This window comes from Evansella sp. AB-rgal1 (assembly GCF_041820985.1).
Lineage (GTDB): Bacteria > Bacillota > Bacilli > Bacillales > Salisediminibacteriaceae > Evansella.
Map to the genome: position 1 here is coordinate 1 of NZ_JBGUAU010000018.1, position 24,481 is coordinate 24,481.

Here is a 24,481-nt window from a genome sequence, read left to right on the forward strand (position 1 = left end):
ATCTTTCACATACCTTTTTTATTTCACTTCAAATTTTTGTTAGTTTTCCTTTTAATTCAGCATCAAAACTTCGAGAATGAATCATCTCAATCTCTAATTTATACGGTGCAAATTTATTATTTTTGTCTTCCCCGACATACGGAGTTTCTAGTATTTTCGGTATTTCTTTGAATACATCATGATGAATAATTCGATCTAAAGCTTCAAAGCCAATATGACCATAACCTATATTTTCATGACGATCTTTTCTTGCTCCGCATTCATTCTTGCTATCGTTCACATGTAAAACTTTAATACGCTCAAGACCAATAATATCGTCAAATTCCTTTAAAACAGAGTCAAGATCATTTACAATATCGTACCCAGCATCATGAACGTGACATGTATCAAAACAAACGGAAAGCTTATCATTATGCGTTACTCCATCCATAATTTTAGCAATTTCATCAAAGGACCTTCCACACTCAGTCCCTTTTCCTGCCATTGTTTCTAGTGCGATTTGTACTTCTTGTTTTGAATCCAATGCTTCATTTAAACCTTCAATTATTTTTTTTATTCCTGCCTCTGATCCAGCACCAACATGAGCACCAGGGTGGAGTACAATTTGATTTGCTCCAATTGCAGCGGTGCGCTCTATTTCACTAGTTAAGAACCTTACTCCTAATTCAAACGTTTCAGGTTTTTGAGAGTTTCCTATATTTATTATATAAGGAGCATGAACAACTATATTGGATATCCCATTTTCAAGCATATGTTTGACGCCTGATTCAATATTTAAGTCTTCAATTGACTTTCTTCTAGTGTTTTGTGGTGCTCCTGTATAAATCATAAATGTTGTTGCTCCATAAGAAACTGCTTCTTCACTTGCAGCTAACAACATCTTTTTCCCACTCATCGAAACGTGTGATCCTAATAACATAATATCCTCTCCCAATGAAAAACTATCTTATTCTTTATTTTTTCCGCTTGCTTTCAATCCGGCGCTGTCTTTTATCTTCAAGAGCCTTTTTATATCTTGCCTTCTTTTTGTATCCTGGCTTTACTTTTTTAGGTTTTGCTTTTGCCTTTGTGCTTGTACCACTCTTTTTTACACCAGTTTCCACTTTCGCTGTAGAGACCATCTTTGGACGATTTCGTTTATCAATATCTACCCATTCTCCATCTTTTATTTCACGATACGTAAAACTTATTCCTTGTTTTTCTAATTTCGTAATGCTATCTTGATCATTTCTCCCAACGATTGTGATAGCAATTCCATCCCAACCAGCACGAGCAGTTCTTCCAACGCGATGAATATAATATTCTAATTCGGTCGGAAATTCATAATTAATGATGTGGCTAATTCCTTCCACATCTATCCCCCTTGCAACTAGATCGGTCGCAACTAGGTACTGGACTTCTGCATCCTGAAGACGTTTCATCACTTTTTTACGCTCTCGTGGACTGATTCCGCCATGAAGGATATCTACATTTAAACCTGCTTCTTGCAATCCCTGAAAAACCTCGTCCGCTGTTTCCTTTTTGTTTGTAAAAATAACAGCTAAGTAAGGATTTGCAACTTTCACGATATTTGTTAATAAATCTTTCCGATCACGATCTCTATCAGGTATTAACCAGTGCTTAATTTGTTTTGGTGATACATTTTTCGGCTGAACATGAACATGTCGTGGATTTTGTAGATATTTTTGTAGAAAAGGTTGTAATTTTTCTGGAATAGTTGCTGAAAAAACCATCATTTGAAGTTCTGTTCCCATTCTACTTGCTGCCCTGTCCACATCTTCTAAAAAGCCCATATCTAACATTTGGTCTGCTTCGTCTACGACAAACATATCTACATGACGAACATCCAATGCTTGATTATCTACCATATCAGCCACTCTTCCTGGAGTACCTACAACAATATGTGGTTTTTGCTTTAATTTTTCCATCATTCGTAATCGGTCAGTTCCCCCAACTACCAGTTGAGTTGTAATTGGTTCTTCAGAATAGTTGGTAAGTTTCTTTAATTCGTCAAATAATTGATTCGCAAGTTCACGAGTTGGTGCTGTGATAACTGCTTGTGTTTCTTTTTTTGTTATATTAATTCGATCAACAATTGGTAATAGGAAAGCATACGTTTTTCCTGTACCAGTTTGTGATTGACCAATAACATCCATTCCATTTTTTATTGCTGGTATGAGTCTCTCTTGGATTTCGGTAGGCATTGTAATGTCAAATTCACTCAATGCTTGTATCAAAAAAGATTTTAGTTCAAACCGTTCAAAATTATGTTTCATCTTTTATCCATCCTTCTTATCAATCTTGTCACGTACTTTTAGACATCGAATATACATTTTACCACGAGTCAAAGGTTTCGTGCTACTACAGAGCAGTTTCTTCTTCCCTATTTCTCATTTTTGGTCTAATGCCTATACATTATACTTTCTTCATGCATATACCTAACATGAGAAGATCATGTATTTTGAAAGGATGTTCGGGATGTTTGGACCAAGACCATTTCCTCCTCGTCCGCCTTCAACAGGCGGTGCCTTTCCTAGAGGTGGAGCTTTTTCACAGCCACAATCACAAATGCTACAACGCTCCATAAATAATACACCACCTCCACAATCAGGGCGAGGTTTAGGTGGTCTTTTGTCTAGGTTATTTGGTCGAGGAGGTTCCATGGGGAATCCATCCTCTGGAGCACCTATGGGAAATGCAATGCGTGGAGCTCCATCTATGGGGAACGCATTGCAAGGAACACAATCGATGGGAAATGTTATGCAGGGAGCTCAGTCGATGGGAAATGCAGCCATGGGAGGTGCCCGTTCCATAGGAGGTGCCAGTGCATTAGGAAATGCAGCTAATGCACTTGGTGGAACAGGTGCAATGGGAAACGTGGCAAATGCAGCGACTACAGCTGCTGCTGGAGCAAGTGGTGGTGGCTTAGCCAGTATTATTGGCTTTGTAGAAAATGCACAAAAGACTATTGAAATGGCTCAAATGTTCGGTCCGATGATTCAACAATATGGGCCACTAGTAAAATCATTACCTGAAATGCTCGCCGCATTATCGTCGAACGACTCCGATGAAGATACTGATACAAACCAGGAAGAATCATCAGTTGACTCTGATAATGAAAAGTTAGATGAATCTGATCCTACTTTAGAAGAATCAGCTGAGGAAGCAATAGATGAATCTAATGAAACGAAATCTCTCAACAATCAGAATGAGGGAACTGAAGATGAATTTGAGGAAGAAGAATCAATGAAAAAATCAGAAATGGATAGAAAAAATGAAAAACACTCCAAGGATCACATTGAAAAAGTAACAAAATCTGGATTTAATAAAACAAAAAAAAGTACTAATAATAAGAATAAAGAAAAGCAAATAGCAAGAAAGAAAGAAATAACAGGTAATACCCCTGGGCCAAAGCTATATATTTAATCCAGTCAGAGGAACCATGGCTGGCTTTTCTTTTTACACAATTTCTCATTGACTAATTAGACTATCCATAGTAAAATTTTAAATTTATTTATATTTATGTTACAATAGAAATTACTATTGTATTGGAGGAATGCTCATGTTTAAAGTCGGTGACCATGTTGTCTATCCATACCACGGGGCTGGTACGATTAAAGACATTGAAGAAAAAGATATTTTAGGAGAAAAATTAAGTTACTTTGTGGTCTATTTTCCTTTGAATCACGTAACATTAATGCTTCCTGAAAGTCGTATAAAGAGCTCTGGCTTACGAAAAATCATTCAACCGAAACAAATAGAAGATGTGGCAACTGCTTTAAAGCCGACAGAATGTACCACGAAAAAAGAGGCAGCACGTCCATACTCTAAAGAAAATGAAACTTTATTAAAATCTGGTTCAATATTAGATGCAGCTATGGTAATTGCAAATCTAACATCTAAAGAAGGAGAACGCACGAACGGTTTACATATGGAAGACCGTAAGAATTTAGATCGTGCAAAACAATTTATCGTAAGTGAATTAATGCTTGTAAAAAATATTAGTGAAGAGGAAGCTCTCCAATTTATATCTGATAATTCAAAAGGTGCGTAATCAATATTTTTATGGCGCTTCAAAGAAAAACCTTTCGTTACCACGAAAGGTTTTCTTTGTTATTCTATCTTGTTGAGTAACGTTTTAAAGTTAATGAAAAGGATCGCATTTTCATTATTGTGCTTTAGGATAAAACCAGTTTTCCAATTTGTCGTTTTTGCTTTTTGCATTTATAATGAAACAGATATTAGATTTTTTATAGGGGGGGATGATGATGGAAGTCATCAAAATTTCTCCGCGTGGCTATTGCTATGGAGTTGTAGATGCTATGGTGTTAGCCAGACAAGCGGCTGAAAACTTAGATTTACCAAGACCAATTTATATACTTGGTATGATTGTTCATAATAAACATGTGACTGATGCGTTTACAGAAGATGGCATCGTTACTCTTGATGGACCTAATAGATTAGAGATTTTAAAACAAGTTGAAAAAGGAACTGTAATCTTTACAGCACATGGTGTGTCACCTGAAGTACGAAAAATAGCGAAAGAAAAAGGGTTAACTACAGTTGACGCAACATGTCCAGACGTGACTAAGACTCATGATTTAATTAGAGATAAAAAAGAAGAAGGATATGAAGTGATTTATATTGGGAAAAAAGGTCACCCGGAACCAGAAGGAGCATTAGGTGTAGCTCCTGATATTGTTCATCTCGTGGAAACAATAGAGGATGTAGATCAATTAAATGTAAAGTCAGAAAAAATTCTTATCACAAACCAAACTACCATGAGTCAATGGGATGTTTCTCACCTTATTAATTCATCACTAAAAAAATACCCTCATGCAGAGGTTCATAATGAAATTTGTTTAGCAACCCAAGTACGCCAAGAAGCAGTAGCTGAACAAGCAAAAGAAGCAGACTTAATGTTAGTTGTAGGTGATCCAAAAAGTAATAATTCAAACCGTTTAGCACAAGTTTCCAAAGAAATAGCTGGAACACCTGCTTACCGAATAGCTAATGTGAATGAATTAAACTTAGAATGGTTAAAAGGGATAAAAAAAGTAGCAGTAACAGCAGGAGCTAGTACTCCGACTCCCATTACGAAGGAAGTTATTACATTTCTTGAAAAATTTGATGAGGATGATCCACATACTTGGGATACAACTAGTACCGTTAAACTTTCAAAGATTTTACCTAAAGTGAAGAAAAAAGTAATTTCTAAGACCGAGACAGGTTCATAATACTTACCGTCAAAACCTTTGTATGTATCTTGTTGATATCTGCAGAGGTTTTTTTGGTGGAGTCTTCCTAAAAATAAGTGTATAAGTTTATCTTGAAATACTAACTTTGTTGGTTTGTATGCCATTCGCTACTGACCACTCCCTTTCCGTGGGGAGCTGCCTAGACTCCTCAAGGCTTTTGCTTTTAATCGGGAAGGTTATTTGGCACGAGGTGATGGCTCCTAAAGCCAGACATCGACTTCATCAATCTAAGATTTCTTATCTTTTTAAAAGGCTGTGTTAGTGGTTAGTGTTGATAATCATAAAAATAAAGGGACTTCCATTATTTTGGAAGTCCTTGAATGAATATTCGCCTTGTGTAACTAACGCTACCCCGTTAGTGCCACAACAGCGACAACGACCTGTTAGTGAAAATTAAAGGAACGTATAATAGATAATTCCCGAAATCACTATCAGGGGAATAAAGAAAATACAAATAAACAGTAGAGACTTCTTATAAGCCTTGATATAAGAACGTAAATTCATCCCCTTATCTTCATTTGTAGCTAATTCCATTGCTAAGTAGGCAATGACTAGCAACGCTATTCCAATAGCGATTACCCAACTCATTTCTACCACCTCCAGTTGTTGTGGAATTCTCCCCGTTAGCACTATAAGCAAACGCCATTATTTGCTAAACTCTGATAATCTAAGTGTATCATATGTTTCCATAATTGGTATTAAATTTCCTTTGATTATCATATCATTTATATTAACGTTATTTCTTTGGTGATGAATGGCTTCTAGTGCTTGAAACCAGGTAAGGTAATTATTTAGATACTTCGTTGCAACACCTCTAAATCGTAGTATCCAATCTTTTAGTCTACTGTGATAGCTGTTGACGTTTTGGATATGATAAATCCCTTTAGTACGAATTTTGCTACTTGATTTGAATTGATATATAACCATACCCTTTTCAGCAGCATAGGTTTTAAAGGCACGCCAAGAATCGGTACATAAGACGTTTTTGTTAGAAAGTTTATGTCCGATTGCCTTTTCTAATTGGTCTTTCGTTAATCGTCCCATTCCCAATGCCTGGGAAAAGGTCATTTTATCCCGATCTCTAACAACTAACACACATACTTGTTCATTACTTATTCCGCGTTTTTTAGCAGTTCCTCCTCGTTTACGAGGTTCTCTGCCTTTAATATGCCTAGATCCTTTTTCAGAGTATAGAAAATAAGTCTCGTCCATTTCCACAATGCCTTGAAAGTCAGAGAATTCCATTTTATTTAGCGCAGATAGTAGCTTATGTCTCCAGTAGAATAAAGTGACATAAGAAATATCAGTTTCAGAATCCAATTTATCTGCATTAATTAAATCTGCTGATTTACGTAGCGAGTACCCCTCTATCATACATTCAACAAACTTAATCCATTTATTCAAACGACGAGTACGATACAAAGTGGAATTTGTAAGATCAGTAAAAGTCCTTTTACACCCTTTACAAAGATATCGTTGCTTTTCAACTTCGTCACCATCAACTGGGGTTGTGTATGTGCCATTTCGAACGATATGTTCTGAATCGCAATCTGGACAATGATAGCCTTCTTTGTTCTTACGTTCAGAGATCTCATGCAACACATTGCCTGTTGAGGACGAAGCAGTAAGAGCATTAATCAAATATGCTCGTAAACGATGCTTGTCTCCAGGATTAAGCTCTTGAATAGCTTTAATAATATCTTTAACGTTCACTGATTACACCTACTTTTCCCCGTCTTTTACCACCATTATAGAACAACCGTTTGGGTAATTGCAAATATCAACATTGAACGCTAACACAGCCTTTTAAAAAAGGACTCACTCATTTAACCAATGAGTAAACCCAATTTTTCTATTTCGAGCATGCTATTTATAAAAATGTAAACGGATCTGTATGAACAGTTGATGCAATAACTTCCGTGCTATAGCCTTTCTCTTCTAAAAAAGTAGCAACTTTATTTTTCACGCCTTCTTTCATGATCTTTTCCACGTTATGACCTGGATCCACCATGTTAAGACCTTCCATCATTGCATCATGTGCTACATGGTAATATAAATCTCCTGTGACATAAACATCTGCTCCTTTAAATAAAGCAGAGTTGATATATTTATTTCCATCACCACCTAAAACAGCAACTTTCTTAATTATCCGTTGCAAATCCCCCACGACGCGAACCCCTTTCACATCAAAGGCATTCTTAACATACTCTGCAAAGGCTTCTAACGTCATTTCTTGCGGAAGATACCCTAATCTACCCAAACCATAAGTTTCTCCCTTTATATCCACATTTAAAACGTCATACGCTACCTCTTCATAGGGATGCGCCTCCTTCATAGCTCGTAGTACCTTTTTTTCTAAGGAAGATGGAAAAATACTTTCTATTTTCACTTCAGAAACAAACTCCATTTTTCCTTTTTGTCCAATATATGGATTTGACCCTTCTTCAGGTCTAAATGTGCCCGTTCCCTTTGTATTAAACGTACAATGACTGTAATTGCCTATATGACCAGATCCAGCATTTCCTAACGCTTCTCTTACAGCATCAGCATTTGCTTCAGGTACAAAGACAACTACCTTTTTCAGTGGATCTCCTGTTGTTTCAACAAGAACTTCAACACTTTCTAACTGAAGTGCTTCAGCCATCATATCATTGACTCCACCAGGTGCTACATCTAAATTTGTATGTGCAGCATAAACAGTGATATCGTGTTTTATGAGTTTTTCAATTGTTCTACCATAGGCATTATCTGTTCGTAGTGCTTTTATAGGCTTAAAAATAATTGGATGGTGAGCAATAATAAGATCCACGCCTTCATTGATTGCTTCATCCACAACAGGTTCTAATACATCGAGAGCTATCATCACTTTTTTCACAGGCTTGTTTAACGTTCCAATTTGTAGGCCGATTTTATCACCTTCCACCGCAAATGATTTTGGTGAAAAAGCCTCAAAGTCTTGGATTATTGCTTGAGCATTTGCTAACTTCATTCGAAGACCTCCTCTAGCCATTGGATTTTCTTTTGAACTTCTTCCTGTTTTTTTCTTAATTCATTTGTGATTGTTCCGCTATGTAGTTGCTGATTTATTTTTCTTAATTGCTCCAACTCTCTTTGCCATTTTAAAAGAAACGATACGTTTTTTTCTCTGAGTAAGAAAGGACCTAGCCAGATCTCCTTCTCAACATCATGTGAGTAGGAGGCCATCGTATTTCCTCGCTCTGCAACTAATATTTCGTAGATATGTCCGTCTTCTTCCATAATAGCTTCATCTAACAGCTCCCAGCCATGCTCAATAAGCCATGACCTTATTGGATGTGCAGCAACATTCGGTTGCAGTATTAGTCTTTGTACACTGTCAAGGTTATGTTTACCCTCCTCTAATATCTTTGTTATCAGAGGGCCACCCATCCCAGCTATTGTTACCGTATCAACATTTTCATTATCTATAACAGCTAATCCATTTCCTAATTTCGCTTTAATTTGTTCTTGCAAATTGTTCTTTCTTATCTGAGTTTCAGCTGCGTGTAACGGACCTCTATTTACCTCACCAGCAACCGCCTGTTTTACAATACCGTGTTTCACTAAGTAGACAGGTAGATAGGCATGATCAGATCCTATATCCGCAACAGAAGAACCCTTTTTTACAAATGATGCTACTTTTTCTAGTCGTCTTGATAATTGAAGTTCGTTCATCTCATTCACCTTTTTATTTGGCTCTGTTAAACGTTGATGTTGATTTTCTCCAGGTTGCTCGCTTTCCTTGGGCGAACTGCAAGCCTCCTCGGTCGTTACCTCCCTGCGGAGTCTCGCCTAGCTCGCTTTCCCCTAGGAGTCTCGCACCTTCCGTAAAAATCAACATGGTACAAATATCAACATTGTCCTTTAACATAGCCTTTTATTTAAAAGTTTTCCCTAGTTATAGTGAAAAAAGAAGGATAAATTATCCTTCTTCTTTTGATTCCCTACTATTATTCTGATTCCGCTAAAAGATATTCTGCAACAGCATCCGCTTCGGCCCCTGTAACTAAATTAGGGAGCATTATTCCAGGTCCTTCCGCAATAATATCCAATATTTCATCTTTTGAATACTTTTCAGCTAAAGCATTGACTGGAATATTAGTACTTCCACCAAGTAAATCTCCACCGTGACAGCCAATACAATTTAATTGATACACGTGTTCCCCTAATTCTAACGGATCACTAAACTGTTGCTCATCATTGTCACCATCTTCTCCAGCCATGTTAGGTCCTCCTGTATTCAAGCCCCAAAAGGATAAAATAACAACAAGTCCTATCCCCAAAATAGCAGTTAAAGCAAAAGGATAAAGGGGTTTCCCTTTCATCGTATGTACCTCCTTTTAATAATAAATAAATTTTCTCTATAAAAACCCATCGCTTGCATAAGCATAGCTATTGTATATTGTACTTGAAAATTTCGCAATAGAAAAGTACTAGCTTTTGATAATTGCCTAAAAGCATCTATATTTTATGGCTACCCTGAAAATACGTGTTATTTAAGAGTGCATAAACTATGTAGTTTTAACAATCTTGTTGGTTTGTATTCCATTCGCTACTGCCTGCTCCCTTTCCTGTGGGGAGCTGGCGAGCCGTCCTCGAGCTAAAGCTCTGCGGGGTCTCGCCCCTGCTCTTCCTCCCACTGGAGTCTCGCTGGCTTACGCTCATTACATAGAAAGTCATAGTACTATCCACTACTTCACAGCGTATTTTCATTCGCCATGGTGCAAATTTTTCACTTGCATGGAAGTCTACCCTGTAAATACGCTATCAAACTGGCTTACACTATCTGGTGTTAACTACTTTGTTGGTTTGTATTCCATTCACTTCAGCGGACTCGCGTTCCTGTGGGGAGCTGGCGAGCCGTCCTCAAGCAAAGCTCTGCGGGGTCTCGCCTCTGCTCCACTTCCCACTGGAGTCTCGGAACTTACATACATTATATAAATAATGATGGTACAAAAATACTTTATAGAAATATCAACACTGTCTATTAACATAGCCTATTCTATATAGCTTATTACAACCTACTACTTCCGCGTAAAACCTCGGTCATGTATTTGGGGTCATCCGTAATGATAGCCTCTACCTGTAATCTGAAGCACTTTAATGCATCTTTTAAACGATGTACATTATACACTCGAACTGGTAACCCAGCTTTGGCCCATCGTTTATAATAATAGGTAGATTGATAAGAATGACGAATGTGAATGGCATTCGCCCTCCTTTTTTTCGCATATAGTGTCGCCCTAAATGGCGGGGTTTTTGTTAGGAGTGCTGTTCTTATTGTTGGTTTTTTTTCCTTCACATATTCGATATACGAATGTTCAAATGTACTTATTACTACAGAATTACTCATATCGTAATCATTAATCAGATTTAAACATGTATCAATAAATGATTTTGTTTTTAACTTTTGTTTTTTTAATTCTACATGCAAAGTAAGTCCTGTATCCTTACTCCACTGTAGGACTTCTTCAAATGTCGGAATTTTTTCTCCTCGAAAACGTTCATGAAACCAACTTCCTGCATCAAACTGCTTTAATTCTCTTAATGTAAATGAATGTACAAATCCTCTTCCATTCGTTGTTCTGTCAATCTTTTCATCATGAATGACTACCGGTATATTATCTTTCGTGGATTGAAGATCAAACTCTATCCCATCTATAGGATAGGTACATGCAGAATAAAAAGCAGTCATTGTATTTTCAGGAGTATATTTTTTATTACCGCGGTGAGCGATGATATCCATATGAATAACCACCTTTTATGTATATTCCCTCACATTTACACTATTTTAACATAACATAAAAAAGGAGGTAGATAAGAAGCCCGAAAATACCTCCAATTGTTAAATATCGGTATTTCCAACGTAATCCTATAACAATCCAAACTGCACAAAGTAATGCTACAGCTGCACCTAATATTTTTGATTGATTAGAAAAAAATTTTTCAGTTATTTGCAATACAAAAAGAAATGACAGAAAGGTTGTTGCAACGACATAAATATGCGCTATATATTTCCCTCTCCTGTGAAAATATATAGCAAAAAAAAGAGAAACACAAAAAAATATAAGTGATAGGGTGATTTGCATTAGTAACGAAAACTGAGTAAAATAAATACCAACAAATGATAACGCTATCAGGGTTGCAACAAGCATAATATTTAAGATCGTATGTAAACTAAGAAATTGAAATTTCGTTTTGGTTTGTTTTTGTTGTTCACCTTGAGTATAGAGACTAAGCAAAAAATTACAATATACTTCAGGTAAAAGACGATTCTGTTTCCAGTATTCAATTTCTTTTATAATCATTTTTTTCTTATTGTCCATGACAGTATCCCCTAGGTTATAAATAAAAAAAGAGACAGCCTGACAACTATATTGCCAGGCATGAGAATGGATCTATTCTAAGAAATCCTTTAACCGTTTGCTTCTACTTGGGTGTCTTAATTTACGTAATGCCTTTGCTTCTATTTGACGAATACGTTCACGTGTTACACCGAAGACTTTACCAACCTCTTCCAATGTACGTGTACGACCGTCATCTAGACCAAAACGTAATCGAAGAACATTTTCTTCACGGTCTGTTAATGTATCAAGAACATCCTCAAGCTGTTCTTTTAACAGTTCGTAAGCAGCAGCGTCAGAAGGTGCAAGTGCTTCTTGATCTTCTATGAAATCACCAAGATGTGAATCATCTTCTTCTCCAATTGGGGTTTCTAATGAAACGGGTTCTTGTGCTATCTTTAATATCTCACGAACCTTGTCAGGAGTTAGATCCATTTCCTTGGAAACTTCTTCAGGTGATGGCTCTCTCCCTAAATCTTGAAGAAGTTGACGTTGAACACGAATTAATTTGTTAATTGTTTCTACCATATGAACTGGTATACGAATCGTTCTCGCTTGGTCTGCAATTGCTCTCGTAATTGCTTGACGAATCCACCATGTTGCATACGTACTAAATTTATATCCCTTATTATAATCAAATTTTTCTACAGCTTTTATTAGACCCATATTACCTTCTTGAATGAGATCTAAAAACAGCATACCACGACCTACATACCTTTTTGCTATACTTACAACAAGACGTAGATTTGCTTCTGCTAAACGGCGTTTTGCTTCTTCGTCACCGTCTTCAATTTTCTTAGCTAACTCTATTTCTTCTGTAGCAGATAGTAGTGGTACACGCCCTATTTCTTTTAAGTACATACGTACAGGGTCATTTATTTTTATACCAGGAGGAACACTTAAATCATTTAAATCGAATTCCTCTTCTTCCTTTTCCACTTGTTGCAGACTAGGAACACCTTCAGTTTCATTTAATATTTCTACACCTTGTTCTCCTAAATATTCAAAAAACTCATCCATTTGATCTGAATCTTGATCAAAAGCCGCAAGTCGCTCAGTTATTTCGGCGTATGATAATACCCCCCGTTTTTTCCCAAGCTCAACTAACTGCTCTTTTACTTGATCGATGGACAAATCCCCTTCCGCCATTGGACGTAATGGTTTCTCAGCCATGCGACCCCTCCTTCCTATAATTCAAGACAACTTCTTTATCGTCTGTATTATGCTTTTTTTAGTTCTTGCTCCATTTTAATTATGTCCATACCTATAGTAGCCGCTTGCAGATAATCTTTCTGCTCCTCTGCTTTTTTTCTTGCTAACTTTAGCTTTTCAATTTCTAGAGTTTTAGGGTACTTTTTTATACATTTAATATAATCGTCCAACTCTTGCTCAGACAGGTCATCACTAATCGTCATCATCGCAAGCTCTGCGGCAATTTTTCTTAAATTATTGTCCTCTAATCTTTCAATAAAAGCCGATGGATTTGGATCATATCCTTCTCCATAATAACTGTATAAATGTGCTACGATTGCCTGATATTCATCTATGTTAAATGTTCCACCAATTCGCTTTTGCACTTGGTTGGAAACATTGCTATTTTGAAGCATATGTGCAATAAGTATTCTTTCTGCATTCTCGTAGGCTTTTAATAATTTTTTTTGCTGTTTTTTTAAATTGTTTACCTCTACCTTATATTCTTGTTGCTCTTTTCCTTTACTTGCTTTGAATATCTGAATTTGCTCTTGCTTTAAAGCTTCTAGAGATAAGGTGAATTCCTCAGATAATTGCCTAAGATAATGGTCTCGTTCAACAGCACCTTTTAACCGACTAATTTCAGCTAACATTTTTTTTATATAGTCCATTCGTTGCCCATCATCTTGAAGATTTAGTCCGCGACGATAATATTGATACTTAAACCCCATCACTGTAAGACTTTGACCAATAACATCTTGCCTAAATCGTTCTGACCCTTCTTTTCGGATATAATCGTCGGGATCATATCCATCTGGCAAACGTGCAATTCGGACGTTCATACCCGCATCTTGGAGCATGGTGATATTTTTTAACGTAGCTTTTTGCCCAGCAGAATCCGAATCATAACATAAAATAATATTCTCTGTATTCCGTGAAAGCATTTTTACTTGAACATCCGTTAACGCGGTACCGAGGGTAGCTACTCCGTTATCTATACCCGCACGCCATGAAGAAATAACATCAACATACCCTTCAAAGAGTATAGCTTCATTTTTTTTCCTAATTGATTGTCTCGCTTTATGGAAGTAATACAATGTTTCACTTTTATTAAAAACGGTAGACTCTGGACTGTTGAGATATTTGGGATTTCCGTCGTTCAAAATACGGCCGCCGAACGCAATAATATTCCCCTGTTTATTCCATATAGGAAACATGATTCTTTCACGAAAACGATCAAACTTCTTTTGATCAAATTCCCGTACAGCAAGTAATCCACAATTCACCATTTCACTCATTGGGAACTTCCTTTTTTCTAAAAAGCTAGTAAGAAAATCCCAAGAATTAGGTGCATATCCAATTTGGAATGTTTCAATGGTTTCTTTTGTAAACCCACGTTTTCGTAAATATTCCCTTGCTTCCTTTCCTTCATCTGAAACTGTTAGTACATGATGATACAACTTTGCTGCAAGTGAATGCCCATCATGCCAATATTTTAATAATTCGTTTTCCTTTTCTGAAGTCTCGGTTTGCTGTTCCAATTCTGGAAGTTGAATATTTACACGGGAAGCAATCTTACTAACAGATTCTATAAAAGGAATACTTTCTATTTCCATCAGAAACGAAAAGACATTTCCTCCAGCTCCACATCCAAAGCAATGGTAAAGCTGCTTTTCAGAGGATACAGAAAAGGACGGTGTTTTTTCTCCATGGAAAGGACAAAGTCCTAGTAAGTTTCTCCCTTGTTTCTTCAATGGAACATATTCACTTATAATGTCCACAATGTCTACGGATTTCCTTATCTCCTCTATTTTTTCTTCCGCTATACGTGGACTCATAATCTTCACCAACCTTCTTTCTATTGAAAGGGGATGGATATATATATTTCGCCCTCTCCGTCAAAAATCCTGCTAATATGACAAGATTTTTTCTATTTCATACTTAAATTGCTCCCGATCCTCATCTGTTAATTTTTTTGGACCTTTTGTTTTCCCGCCAGATCGGCGTTTTTTGGCTGAATGGTATCGAGAATCCAATAAATAATCAATCTCTCGATCAGTAATGAACTTTCCTCTCGAAGTTAGGACGTGAACCCCCTTTGCTATTAATAAACTCGAAAGACCAAGATCATCTGTAATAGCTAGATCATCCTTCGAAACTGCATTCGCTATTTTTAAATCTGCAGCTTCTTTATCTTGATCAACATAAACATGATTAACAAAGGATGGAAAGCTTTTGTTTCGGATGTGTGCATAAGATGTAACAAAAACAACACTGATTTTATATTTATCGGCTACATATAAAATTTCATCCACTACAGGACAAGCATCCCCATCGACAAAAATTTTCCCTATTTTCTTTTGCATACTTCTGTATTCTACATCCTTTTCGAGATTCCTTCTTTCTGTTTTTTTTAACAGAATAATTCCCATTTACTATCTTTACCAAAAAAACGAGATTAAGTCTTGACATTTACAATTTATTTGTTCTTTTTTTGATTATGCCTATTTTTTTCATTAAATATAATGAAATCACAATATTTCATTATATAGTAAGATCAAAACTTACGCTACATATTTATCTACTCTTTTATTTATTAAAGAATATTTTTGTTTATTCTTTATTTATTAAAAATTCATCAAAAAAAGATGAATCTAAAATAATGTTAACTCTAGATCCATCTTGATTTGCCTACTCATTTTTCACTTGAATCATATGATAAATTAAATTTGCCGTTTCCTCCACTGCTTTATTAGAAACATCAATTACTTTACAGCCGATTTTTTCCATTAATCGATTTGAGTAGTCCAACTCCGTTCGAATTCGATTAACATTTGCATAGTTAGCTTGTTCTTTTAACCCTAACGCCTTTAACCGCTCCGTTCGTATACTATTCAACTTCTCAGGACTAATTGTAAGTCCGATTACTTTTGAGGCTGGAATCTCAAACAGTTCATTTGGCGGGTCGACCTCGGGTACCAACGGAATGTTTGCTACTTTCAGTCGTTTATGTGCTAAATACTGAGATAAAGGTGTTTTCGACGTTCTCGATACACCTACTAATACGACATCTGCACGAAGAACCCCTCTTGGATCCCTGCCATCATCATATTTAACCGCAAATTCTATTGCCTCTACTTTACGAAAATAGTCTTCATCTAATGTATGCATGATGCCAGGTTCATTCCTCGGAGTCTTATTAAATCTAGTTTGAAGCATTTGCATCATAGGACTTAATATATCATAAAGAGGAATATTTGCTTTAAAAGCTTCTTCTTCTAAATGCTTCCTGATTTCGGGTACAACAAGTGTAAAAGCAATCAATCCATTTGTTTCTTTCGCTTGGTCAATGACTTCGTTCACAGTAGCAGTATCTTCCACATATGGAATTCGTCTTATTTGAATATTAGCACCATTAAACTGACTTGCTGCTGCTTTTACAACCAATTCTGCTGTTTCTCCTACAGAATCTGATACTACATAAACAATCGGTTGATCCTGCTTCACTAATAAACAACCTCCCTGTTATTTAATACATATCTTCTGTTGCTATTTTGACAAATGCTTTTGTAATATTTGTCTTTGTAATTCTTCCAATAATCTCATTTTTTTCTATTTCATTAATCATCACTTTTTTAACTACAGGCAAGGCGTCTATTTGTTTACTAATAAGCTTATTCGCAACATCAATAAGCATGTCATCTTGTTCACATGTTGTAATATTTGGCATTCTTGTCATAATGATACTTACTGGAACAGATTCTAAATCTTGTTTTCCCATGCTTGCTCGTAGTAAATCTTTACGGGAAAGTATTCCTGCTAAGTGTGATTCATCATTCACTACAAAAAGTGTTCCTACATCCTCAAGAAACATTGTAACGATTGCATCATAAACAGATGCAGACTCTTTTACCACAACAGGAACAGATTGAAATTCTTTTACAGTGAGTTTTTGGATACGTTCTGAGAATAATTGAGAACCTGTTTTTCCCGTATAAAAATACCCTACTCTTGGTCGTGCATCTAAGAAACCAGCCATTGTTAAAATTGCTAAATCTGGGCGTAGTGTTGCTCTAGTTAACGATAGTTTTTCAGCAATTTGTTCTCCTGTAATAGGACCATTGTCCTTTACAATTTGCAAAATCAGTTCTTGACGTTTATTTAACTCGATGGTTCTCACCGCCCTCTTCACAGGTGATGCAAATTTAATGATCTATTTAACTGAATAGTATCATACTAAAATCTTTTTTCGTAAGTTATTCTTCCGTATGAAATACAATAGATTGAAAATCGGCAAACGAAGTAATAAGACTTGATGTTTCCTTCATTTGATTTAATCGATTAATTTTAACTGACATATCATCATCCATGACCATAACATTATCAAAATAGTTATGAATAGCTGGAACTAGTTTTGTAAGTTCTTCGTACGCGTCTTGAACATTTCCGTTTCTCAATAGAGAAGTTAAACGCTCCTCCACTTCCTTTTTCACATATAATAGTTCCTTCTCTTCTTTAAGCGAAATTTTGGATTCTATGAAAGAAGTTTGATTATCTGCTTTTTTGGCGATATTCGTAACCCTACTAAATGCTTCTACTGCGGATTTGAAATCTGGATTTGATAACTGTTCATTTAAAAATGTTGCCTTATTAAATAACGTATGGAGTTGTCCGATGTCTGTTTTTAATATTGAATCCACAACATCATAACGTACTCCTTGCTCTTGTAATATATTTTTAATTCGAAGCTTTAGAAATTCAATGAGATCCTCTAGCACTGTTTCTTTATCTCTTTTTAACAAACCTCTTTTTTCAGAAGTAGTAATAGCTATTTGGAGGAGCTCTATTATATCTGTCTCCCACTGCTTCGTACTAATAATCTGAACAATCCCTGCGGTTTGCCTTCGTAATCCATGAGGGTCTTGAGAACCAGTTGGTATTAAACCAATTCCAAAACTAGTAACAACTGTATCTAACTTATCAGCAATACTTATGATTGCTCCAATATCCGAAGAAGGAATGTCATCTCCTGATTGTTTTGGTAAATAATGCTCATAAATTGCTTTTGCCACTGCTTCATCTTCACCAGATTTTAAGGCATATTCTTCTCCCATACGGCCTTCTAACTCAGGGAACTCCCCAACCATTAAAGTAACTAGATCTGCTTTACTTAATGTTGCTGCACGCGTTACTTTTTCTAAGTCATCTTCACTCAGATTTCGTTCCTTACCGATTTCCAACGCTAATTCTTCAATACGGCGAACCTTGTCTCCCACTGACCCCAATTCTTCATGATAAACAATGGATTCTAGCCGTTTTAAACGACTTTCTAACGGATGTTTTAAATCCTCTTGATAAAAGAACTCTGCGTCTGCTAAACGCGCTCTTAACACTTTCTCATTTCCTTTTTGAACATTTTCTAAATGACGATGATCCCCATTTCGAATCGTTATAAAATGAGGTAACAACTTACCTTCTTTATTTTTTACAGGAAAATAACGCTGGTGTTCTTTCATAGATGTAATTAACACATCCTCAGGAACACTTAAATAGCGTTCATTAAAGCTACCATATAACGCTGTTGGATATTCGACTAGATTGTTCACTTCCTCTAGAAGTTCCTCATCTACAGGGATTCTCCATCCTTCACTCTCGCTAATACGATCAATTTGAGAAACAATTGCTTCTTTACGTTCGGTAGGATTAACCAGGACAAATTGTCCAAGCAATAAATTCGGGTATTCACCTGGATCATCCAATGAGACTGAGCTTCCAAGGAAACGATGACCATAAGAAATATTTCCAGTCTCCACATTCGTGATCTTAAATGGAATAATTTCACTTCCATACATTGCCACAAGCCATTTTATTGGACGAACGTAACGAAGCTTTTGACTTCCCCATTTCATATTTTTAGGAAATTGAAGGCCTTCAACAACACTCTTCAATTCTTTTAACAGTACACTTGTATCTTGACCTTCTGTAAACTTCTTTACAAATACATATTCCTCTCCTTTTACCTCCTTAAAGAAAAGTTCATCTACCGGTACACCCTGTCCTCGTGAGAAACCTATTGCTGCTTTTGTCCAATTACCTTCAGAATCTAAAGCAATTTTCCTAGATGGTCCTCGAGCCTCTTCCTCCATGTCGACCTGTTTTTCTTCCAAGTCTTCTATGAGTATTGCAAGTCTTCTTGGTGTAGAAAACCTTTTTATATTGCCATACGTCAATCTATTGTCTTCTAGCCATTGTACGATTTTATCTCCTAACTGATTCATTGCATTCGTAACAAATCGAGCTGGCATTTCTTCTAGTCCAATTTCAAATAAAAATGTTCTATTCATTTTCTTCACCTTCCTTTTTCAGCATCGGAAAGCCTAAGGTTTCCCTTATTTCATAGTATTGTTGAGCACATAAACGAGCTAAATTTCTAACTCTCCCAATATATCCAGTTCTTTCTGTAACAGAAATAGCGCCTTGTGCATCTAACAAATTGAATACATGGGAGCATTTTAAAACATAATCATACGCTGGGATAACTAACTTCTCCTCTAATGTACGTTTTGCCTCCCTTTCGTAAGTAGAGAAAAGTGTAAATAGCATATTGCTGTCGGCTACTTCGAAGGAATATTTGGATTGCTCATACTCATTTTGTAAGAATACATCTCCATATGTAAAACCATTAACCCATTCTAAATCAAAGACATTTTCCTTGTCTTGAATATAAGAAGCCAACCTTTCTAGTCCATATGTTATCTCTACAGCCACAGGACTAGCATCTAATCCCCCTACTTGTTGAAAATATGTAAACTGAGTGATCTCCATTCCATCTAACCAAACTTCCCACCCTAAACCCCAGGCAGCTAATGTAGGTGCTTCCCAGTTATCTTCTACAAAACGAATATCATGTTCTTCCGGGTTGATACCTAGTTGCTTTAAACTTTCAAGATATAATTCTTGAATATTATCTGGAGAAGGCTTCATAATTACTTGAAACTGATGATGTTGATAAAGTCGATTTGGATTTTCTCCATACCTACCATCAGCAGGTCTTCTGGACGGCTCGACATATGCCACATTCCATGGCTCGGGACCAATGCTTCGTAAAAAAGTCATTGGATTCATCGTTCCTGCACCTTTTTCCACATCATACGCTTGAAGAACTAAACAATTTTGATCTGCCCAAAATTTTTGCAACGTTAAGATCATCTGTTGAACATTCATAATTCGACCTCCATTTTTAACATCAATATTTCGATGGAAATAAAAAACTCTCGTCCCTATGTCTAAATGACATAGGGACGAGAGTAACCCGCGGTTCCACCCTATTTGCTTGAATATATTTCAAGCCTCTTTACAAATTGTGCTCTGGAACGCCTTCCTTATTTTCTGTATCCCTAGCTTCCACTGTCCTAGGTTCGCTTCAAAGGTTACCACCTTCTTATACAGAGGGAATAAGTACTCCTTCCCATCACTGCACTGATGTTTAATTACTACAAATCTTACTCAAAAAAAATCGCAATGTCAACTCAAGTTTCATATAATTTATCAACTTGATCTAAAAATCGTTTCGATTTTAGCCTAACTCCAACAAATTCATCATAATAATGAGATAAAATGCTTTTTAATTGTACTTTCGTCTCGTGCTTTACATTTATATTGCCTAATCGTTTTATATCTAATTGTTGAAATAAGCGTATAAGTTTAATTACATTTGGTTGCACGGATAAATGATGAGGATCCTCAAACTTACAACGACTACATAAAACCCCTGAATGTTTCATGGAAAATACAAAAGGCTCCATAGGACTTCCACATAAGCTACATCTCTCTAATGATGGTTTCACACCCGCAACTTCAAGCATTTTTGTTTCAAAAATTCTTGTTAAAATGTCAGGATCCAATTCTTCATTAAGAAAAAGAAGCGTTTGATATAACAATTCAAATAAATAAGGATTTCTTTCATTATCATCTGAAAGTTTATCAACCAGCTCTACTATGTATGCAGCATGCGCAGTAAGTTTTAAGTCATTTCGAACATCTCGAAAGGAATCGATAACATCGGCAGAATTAAGTGTGCCAATTCCAGACGTTCTCTGATAAACAAAAATACTGTAAATAAAAATTTGGGCACTAGATGCAAAACGACTTTTTGGCCGTTTTGCTCCCCGTGCCATTAGTGCTACTTTACCGTTCTCCCTGGTAAAGATCGTTATTATTTTATTCGTTTCTCCATAATCATTCGTACGAATGACTACCCCTTCAACTTTGTGAAGCATATTGATCACCACCAATTCACATGGCGGGATAAAGAGGCCTATTAATGCATTCGGTCTAACTCTTCTGACTCCTCTTCACTATCTTCCATAAAAGACCCATCTCGCTCAAATTCCTTATATAACAAGTATGAATCGATATTGCCTGTCATGGAGAACACTTTCCAAGTTAAGTCAATCATGAGTATTTTCCACCTTTCAGCACGATTTTTACCTCACGTACTTATGTTGACCTCTATTGCCCTAATCATGATATGGAATTTTTGACAATTTACATTTGTACGCATTATGGCTCGGTTGAACACATAATTTTTAGTGTATTTCTTGTAAGAAAAGCGCAAGGCGCCCTCTCAGGACCGAAATGCAAATGTTCTGGACGATAAAAAGTGCTTTTTACTTTTTAATCGGCCAGGTTATTTGACACGAGGTCCTGGCGCCTGGAGCTAGACACCTTTCTAAGTTCAAAAGTTATATACTTTCTTACCTTTTAAGAAAGGCGCAAGGCGCCCTCTCAGGACCGAAATGCAAATGTTCTGGACGAACGAAAAGCTTAATCCGCTTGCATATCTGCGAAGAAAAATGTTCTTTCAGTTGAAAAGTGCTTTTTACTTTTCTAACTGGAAGGTTATTTGACACGAGGTCCTGGCGTCTGGAGCTAGACACCTTTCTAAGTTCAACAAAATTTTATAAATTCTTATCTTTTAAAAAAATACCTTATAAAGGTAATGATAGACTTTTTCGGCTAAAAAAACAATGGGGGAACATGTACTTTTATTGTTTTTTCCACATTTGCCCAATTGTTCTTTTGTCACTTAATTGTAGTCTTCTTATACGGTACAAGATGATGTATTACAGATCTACCCTGAAAATATGTGTTATCGAGCGGACTTAAACTATCAAGTATTAACAACTTTGTTGGTTTGTATTCCATTCGTTTCTGCCTGCTCCCTTTCCTGTGGGGAGCTGGCGAGCCGTCCTCGAGCTAAAGCTCTGCGGGGTCTCGCTGGCTTACACTCATTCCATAGAAAGTTTATAGTACTATAACCTACTCACATCGTATTTTCATTCGCCATGGTGCAAATTTTCACTTTCATAGAAGTCTCCCATGAAAATAAGCGTATCAACAAGTAGTAAACTACAGTATTACCTATATGAATGTAAAAAGTAAGGTAACTCAAGACAATAGACAGTCCTGAGTCACCTTATTAGTTTTAATATTGATCTTCTCCATAACCAAATTCGCGTAATGCTCGTGGTTTGTTTCGCCAATCCTTCTCAACTTTTACCCAGAGTTCCAAGAAAATCTTCGAACCTAATAATTTCTCTATATCTTCTCTTGCTTTTTGTCCGATTTCTTTTAACAATTTACCTTGTTTCCCTATAATTATTCCTTTTTGAGAACTCCGTTCCACGATAATAACAGCACCAATATATATTGTGCCTTTTCCTTCTTTTCGATCTATTTTCTCAATTTCCACAGCAATGGAATGAGGAACCTCTTCATGAGTAAGATGCAATATTTTTTCGCGAATCATTTCACCCATCAGAAATCTTTCAGGGTGATCAGTTACCTGATCCTCCGGATAATATTGCGGTCCTTCCTCTAAATAGTGATACACTTGTTCAAGTAACGTAGAAACGTTATTTCCTTGAAGCGCTGAAATTGGAATTACTTCAGTAAACGTAAATTGACGTCTATATTCATCAATAAGAAGAAACAATTCATCAGGATGTACTTCATCAATTTTATTCACCACAAGAAAGACAGGTGTATTTAAATTTTTTAATTTCTCCATGATAAAATCATCGCCACGGCCTCGACCCTCTTTTGCATCTACAAGAAATAATACTACATCAACTTCTCCTAGAGTCGTTTGCGCTATCTTTAACATGAAGTCCCCTAGTCGATGCTTCGGTTTATGTATCCCAGGTGTGTCAATAAATACAATTTGACCTCTTTCTTCTGTATATACACCTTGTATTCTATTACGAGTCGTTTGCGCTTTGTCACTCATAATCGCTATTTTTTGACCTAATACCTCATTTAGTAACGTTGATTTTCCAACATTAGGTCGACCTATTAATGCTACAAATCCAGATTTCATTGCTTACATGCACTCACCTTTCTAAGTCCTTCGGAGAAAAAGCGCCTGGTAACAGCTCAGCTACTGTCCATTCTTCCACTTGATCGCGTAGATTAGTCAAAATAATTTTTGTATCTTGCTGCAGTAATTCAGATATAACTTGCCTACACGCTCCACAAGGAGATACAGGACCTTCTGTATCAGCAATAACAGCCATCGCTTTGAAATTACGAACACCATCCGAAACAGCTTTAAAAATCGCTGTTCTTTCCGCACAATTACACATACTATATGCCGCATTTTCAATATTACAGCCATGGTATATTGTACCATCCTCTGAAAGCAAAGCAGCACCTACAGGAAAATGAGAATAGGGTACATACGCTTTTTCTCTAGCTTTCTTTGCTTCATTTATTAATGTAGTATCTTCCATAACTACCACCTTTTATTGACATCATTTGTATGATTACAGTAGTTGCAATATTTTTGGAATAAATATGAGAGCGCCTACTATTACAGCTACTAAAGAAAAAATGAAAACCGCTCCAGCCGCTGCATCTTTTATAATTTTTGCCCGAATGTCATATGTTTCAAACAGAACGTCCACACAATGCTCAATCGCCGTATTAATAAGCTCTAAAGCGAGAACTGCTCCTATTACTAAAGCAAGCAGTGCTTGCTCTAGAAGAGGTACTCGGAATATTTGGGCAAAAATAATTATGGCAAAAGTCAACAATGTGTGGACACGAAAATTTTGTTCATGTTTCCATGTGTGAAATATTCCTTGTGATGCATAGATAAAACTCTTTTTTAGGCGTTTCCACGATATAAATGGACGGTCATTTTTGAATCCCATGTTTTTTTAGTATATCCTCTTGTAGCTGGAACATCTCTCTTTCTCGCTCTTCTGTATCATGGTCATGCCCTATCAAGTGTAAAAAACCATGAACTGCAAGAAAGCATAGTTCCCTTTTTAAATCATGCCCATAATCGTCAGCTTGTTCAATAGCTCGTGGAACTGATATGATTATATCGCCTAAGAGTTCTGGCATACCTTCCATAACAACAGGGTCATCTTCACCCTCATTTAATGCAAAAGATAATACATCTGTTGGTTGATCTTTCCCTCGGTAATCACGATTTAACTCTTGAATTTGTTGGTCATTTACAAACGTAATGGAGACTTCTATATCATGATCAAATTTGTGATGATCTATCGCTGTATCGATTACATCACCTACAAGATTCATTAATTCTTCCGATACTTCATTCGTCTCATCAATTAGACCTACTTGTTTATATTCCATCAT

25 protein-coding genes are annotated in these 24,481 nt (G+C 36.4%); 3 read left to right on the forward strand and 22 right to left on the reverse strand.

Annotated elements, in window-relative coordinates:
- Positions 1-28: 28 nt before the first annotated feature.
- Both ACERII_RS15695 and ACERII_RS15700 read right to left on the reverse strand, forming a co-directional pair.
- Complete coding sequence (locus tag ACERII_RS15695) at positions 29-922, reverse strand: deoxyribonuclease IV (RefSeq protein ID WP_373643772.1); 894 nt, start codon at positions 920-922, stop codon at positions 29-31.
- A 31-nt stretch (positions 923-953) separates the two neighbouring features.
- Positions 954-2,276: a DEAD/DEAH box helicase gene (locus ACERII_RS15700; RefSeq protein WP_373643592.1), complete on the reverse strand. Its 1,323-nt coding sequence runs from the start codon at positions 2,274-2,276 to the stop codon at positions 954-956.
- Between the two features lie 202 nt (positions 2,277-2,478).
- Here ACERII_RS15700 and vrrA point away from each other — a divergent pair, with 202 nt between their 5' ends.
- From vrrA to ACERII_RS15715, 3 genes are all read left to right on the forward strand, one after another.
- A complete protein-coding gene (gene vrrA, locus ACERII_RS15705) occupies positions 2,479-3,426 on the forward strand; it encodes a VrrA/YqfQ family protein (RefSeq protein WP_373643594.1) in 948 nt (315 codons plus the stop codon).
- 136 nt (positions 3,427-3,562) lie between these two features.
- The gene (locus ACERII_RS15710; protein WP_373643595.1) at positions 3,563-4,054 is read left to right on the forward strand and encodes a CarD family transcriptional regulator; all 492 of its coding nucleotides are present in this window, start codon (positions 3,563-3,565) and stop codon (positions 4,052-4,054) included.
- A gap of 214 nt (positions 4,055-4,268) precedes the next feature.
- A complete protein-coding gene (locus tag ACERII_RS15715) occupies positions 4,269-5,237 on the forward strand; it encodes a 4-hydroxy-3-methylbut-2-enyl diphosphate reductase (RefSeq protein WP_373643596.1) in 969 nt (322 codons plus the stop codon).
- A gap of 414 nt (positions 5,238-5,651) precedes the next feature.
- Here ACERII_RS15715 and ACERII_RS15720 read toward each other — a convergent pair whose 3' ends face one another.
- The 20 genes from ACERII_RS15720 to ybeY all read right to left on the reverse strand — a co-directional run bounded on the left by ACERII_RS15720 (position 5,652) and on the right by ybeY (position 24,481).
- The gene (locus ACERII_RS15720) at positions 5,652-5,846 is read right to left on the reverse strand and encodes a hypothetical protein (RefSeq protein WP_373643598.1); all 195 of its coding nucleotides are present in this window, start codon (positions 5,844-5,846) and stop codon (positions 5,652-5,654) included.
- 57 nt (positions 5,847-5,903) lie between these two features.
- Complete coding sequence (locus tag ACERII_RS15725; RefSeq protein ID WP_373643600.1) at positions 5,904-6,971, reverse strand: IS1595 family transposase; 1,068 nt, start codon at positions 6,969-6,971, stop codon at positions 5,904-5,906.
- A gap of 157 nt (positions 6,972-7,128) precedes the next feature.
- Positions 7,129-8,247 carry a Nif3-like dinuclear metal center hexameric protein gene (locus ACERII_RS15730; protein WP_373643602.1) on the reverse strand — a complete coding sequence of 373 codons (1,119 nt, stop codon included), beginning with the start codon at positions 8,245-8,247 and terminating at the stop codon, positions 7,129-7,131.
- Positions 8,244-8,951, reverse strand: coding sequence for a tRNA (adenine(22)-N(1))-methyltransferase (locus tag ACERII_RS15735; protein ID WP_373643604.1), 708 nt, complete (start codon positions 8,949-8,951; stop codon positions 8,244-8,246). The genes ACERII_RS15730 and ACERII_RS15735 overlap by 4 nt, the downstream gene beginning before the upstream one ends.
- Before the next feature lie 275 nt (positions 8,952-9,226).
- Positions 9,227-9,601: a c-type cytochrome gene (locus ACERII_RS15740; protein ID WP_373643606.1), complete on the reverse strand. Its 375-nt coding sequence runs from the start codon at positions 9,599-9,601 to the stop codon at positions 9,227-9,229.
- A 689-nt stretch (positions 9,602-10,290) separates the two neighbouring features.
- On the reverse strand, positions 10,291-11,022 hold the full coding sequence (locus tag ACERII_RS15745) for a glycerophosphodiester phosphodiesterase family protein (RefSeq protein ID WP_373643607.1): 732 nt from the start codon (positions 11,020-11,022) through the stop codon (positions 10,291-10,293).
- Between the two features lie 40 nt (positions 11,023-11,062).
- Positions 11,063-11,602, reverse strand: a complete 540-nt coding sequence (locus tag ACERII_RS15750) for a hypothetical protein (RefSeq protein WP_373643608.1) — start codon at positions 11,600-11,602, stop codon at positions 11,063-11,065.
- A 72-nt stretch (positions 11,603-11,674) separates the two neighbouring features.
- On the reverse strand, positions 11,675-12,793 hold the full coding sequence (rpoD, locus tag ACERII_RS15755) for an RNA polymerase sigma factor RpoD (protein ID WP_373643610.1): 1,119 nt from the start codon (positions 12,791-12,793) through the stop codon (positions 11,675-11,677).
- A gap of 47 nt (positions 12,794-12,840) precedes the next feature.
- Positions 12,841-14,649 carry a DNA primase gene (dnaG, locus tag ACERII_RS15760; protein WP_373643611.1) on the reverse strand — a complete coding sequence of 603 codons (1,809 nt, stop codon included), beginning with the start codon at positions 14,647-14,649 and terminating at the stop codon, positions 12,841-12,843.
- A 72-nt stretch (positions 14,650-14,721) separates the two neighbouring features.
- Entirely contained in the window at positions 14,722-15,177 is a 456-nt protein-coding gene (locus tag ACERII_RS15765; protein ID WP_373643613.1) for a YaiI/YqxD family protein, read from the reverse strand.
- A gap of 325 nt (positions 15,178-15,502) precedes the next feature.
- Positions 15,503-16,318, reverse strand: coding sequence for a pyruvate, water dikinase regulatory protein (locus ACERII_RS15770; RefSeq protein ID WP_373643615.1), 816 nt, complete (start codon positions 16,316-16,318; stop codon positions 15,503-15,505).
- A gap of 22 nt (positions 16,319-16,340) precedes the next feature.
- On the reverse strand, positions 16,341-16,991 hold the full coding sequence (gene ccpN / locus ACERII_RS15775) for a transcriptional regulator CcpN (RefSeq protein ID WP_373643617.1): 651 nt from the start codon (positions 16,989-16,991) through the stop codon (positions 16,341-16,343).
- A gap of 76 nt (positions 16,992-17,067) precedes the next feature.
- The gene (gene glyS / locus ACERII_RS15780) at positions 17,068-19,155 is read right to left on the reverse strand and encodes a glycine--tRNA ligase subunit beta (RefSeq protein WP_373643618.1); all 2,088 of its coding nucleotides are present in this window, start codon (positions 19,153-19,155) and stop codon (positions 17,068-17,070) included.
- Entirely contained in the window at positions 19,148-20,035 is an 888-nt protein-coding gene (glyQ, locus tag ACERII_RS15785; protein WP_373643620.1) for a glycine--tRNA ligase subunit alpha, read from the reverse strand. The genes glyS and glyQ overlap by 8 nt, the downstream gene beginning before the upstream one ends.
- 305 nt (positions 20,036-20,340) lie before the next feature.
- Complete coding sequence (gene recO, locus ACERII_RS15790) at positions 20,341-21,090, reverse strand: DNA repair protein RecO (protein ID WP_373643621.1); 750 nt, start codon at positions 21,088-21,090, stop codon at positions 20,341-20,343.
- 41 nt (positions 21,091-21,131) lie between these two features.
- Positions 21,132-21,269, reverse strand: a complete 138-nt coding sequence (locus ACERII_RS15795) for a YqzL family protein (protein WP_373643622.1) — start codon at positions 21,267-21,269, stop codon at positions 21,132-21,134.
- Between the two features lie 1,029 nt (positions 21,270-22,298).
- Positions 22,299-23,192 carry a GTPase Era gene (gene era / locus ACERII_RS15800; RefSeq protein ID WP_373643623.1) on the reverse strand — a complete coding sequence of 298 codons (894 nt, stop codon included), beginning with the start codon at positions 23,190-23,192 and terminating at the stop codon, positions 22,299-22,301.
- A 13-nt stretch (positions 23,193-23,205) separates the two neighbouring features.
- Entirely contained in the window at positions 23,206-23,604 is a 399-nt protein-coding gene (locus tag ACERII_RS15805) for a cytidine deaminase (RefSeq protein ID WP_373643625.1), read from the reverse strand.
- Between the two features lie 33 nt (positions 23,605-23,637).
- Entirely contained in the window at positions 23,638-24,027 is a 390-nt protein-coding gene (locus ACERII_RS15810; RefSeq protein ID WP_373643626.1) for a diacylglycerol kinase family protein, read from the reverse strand.
- The gene (gene ybeY, locus ACERII_RS15815) at positions 24,011-24,481 is read right to left on the reverse strand and encodes an rRNA maturation RNase YbeY (protein WP_373643628.1); all 471 of its coding nucleotides are present in this window, start codon (positions 24,479-24,481) and stop codon (positions 24,011-24,013) included. The genes ACERII_RS15810 and ybeY overlap by 17 nt, the downstream gene beginning before the upstream one ends.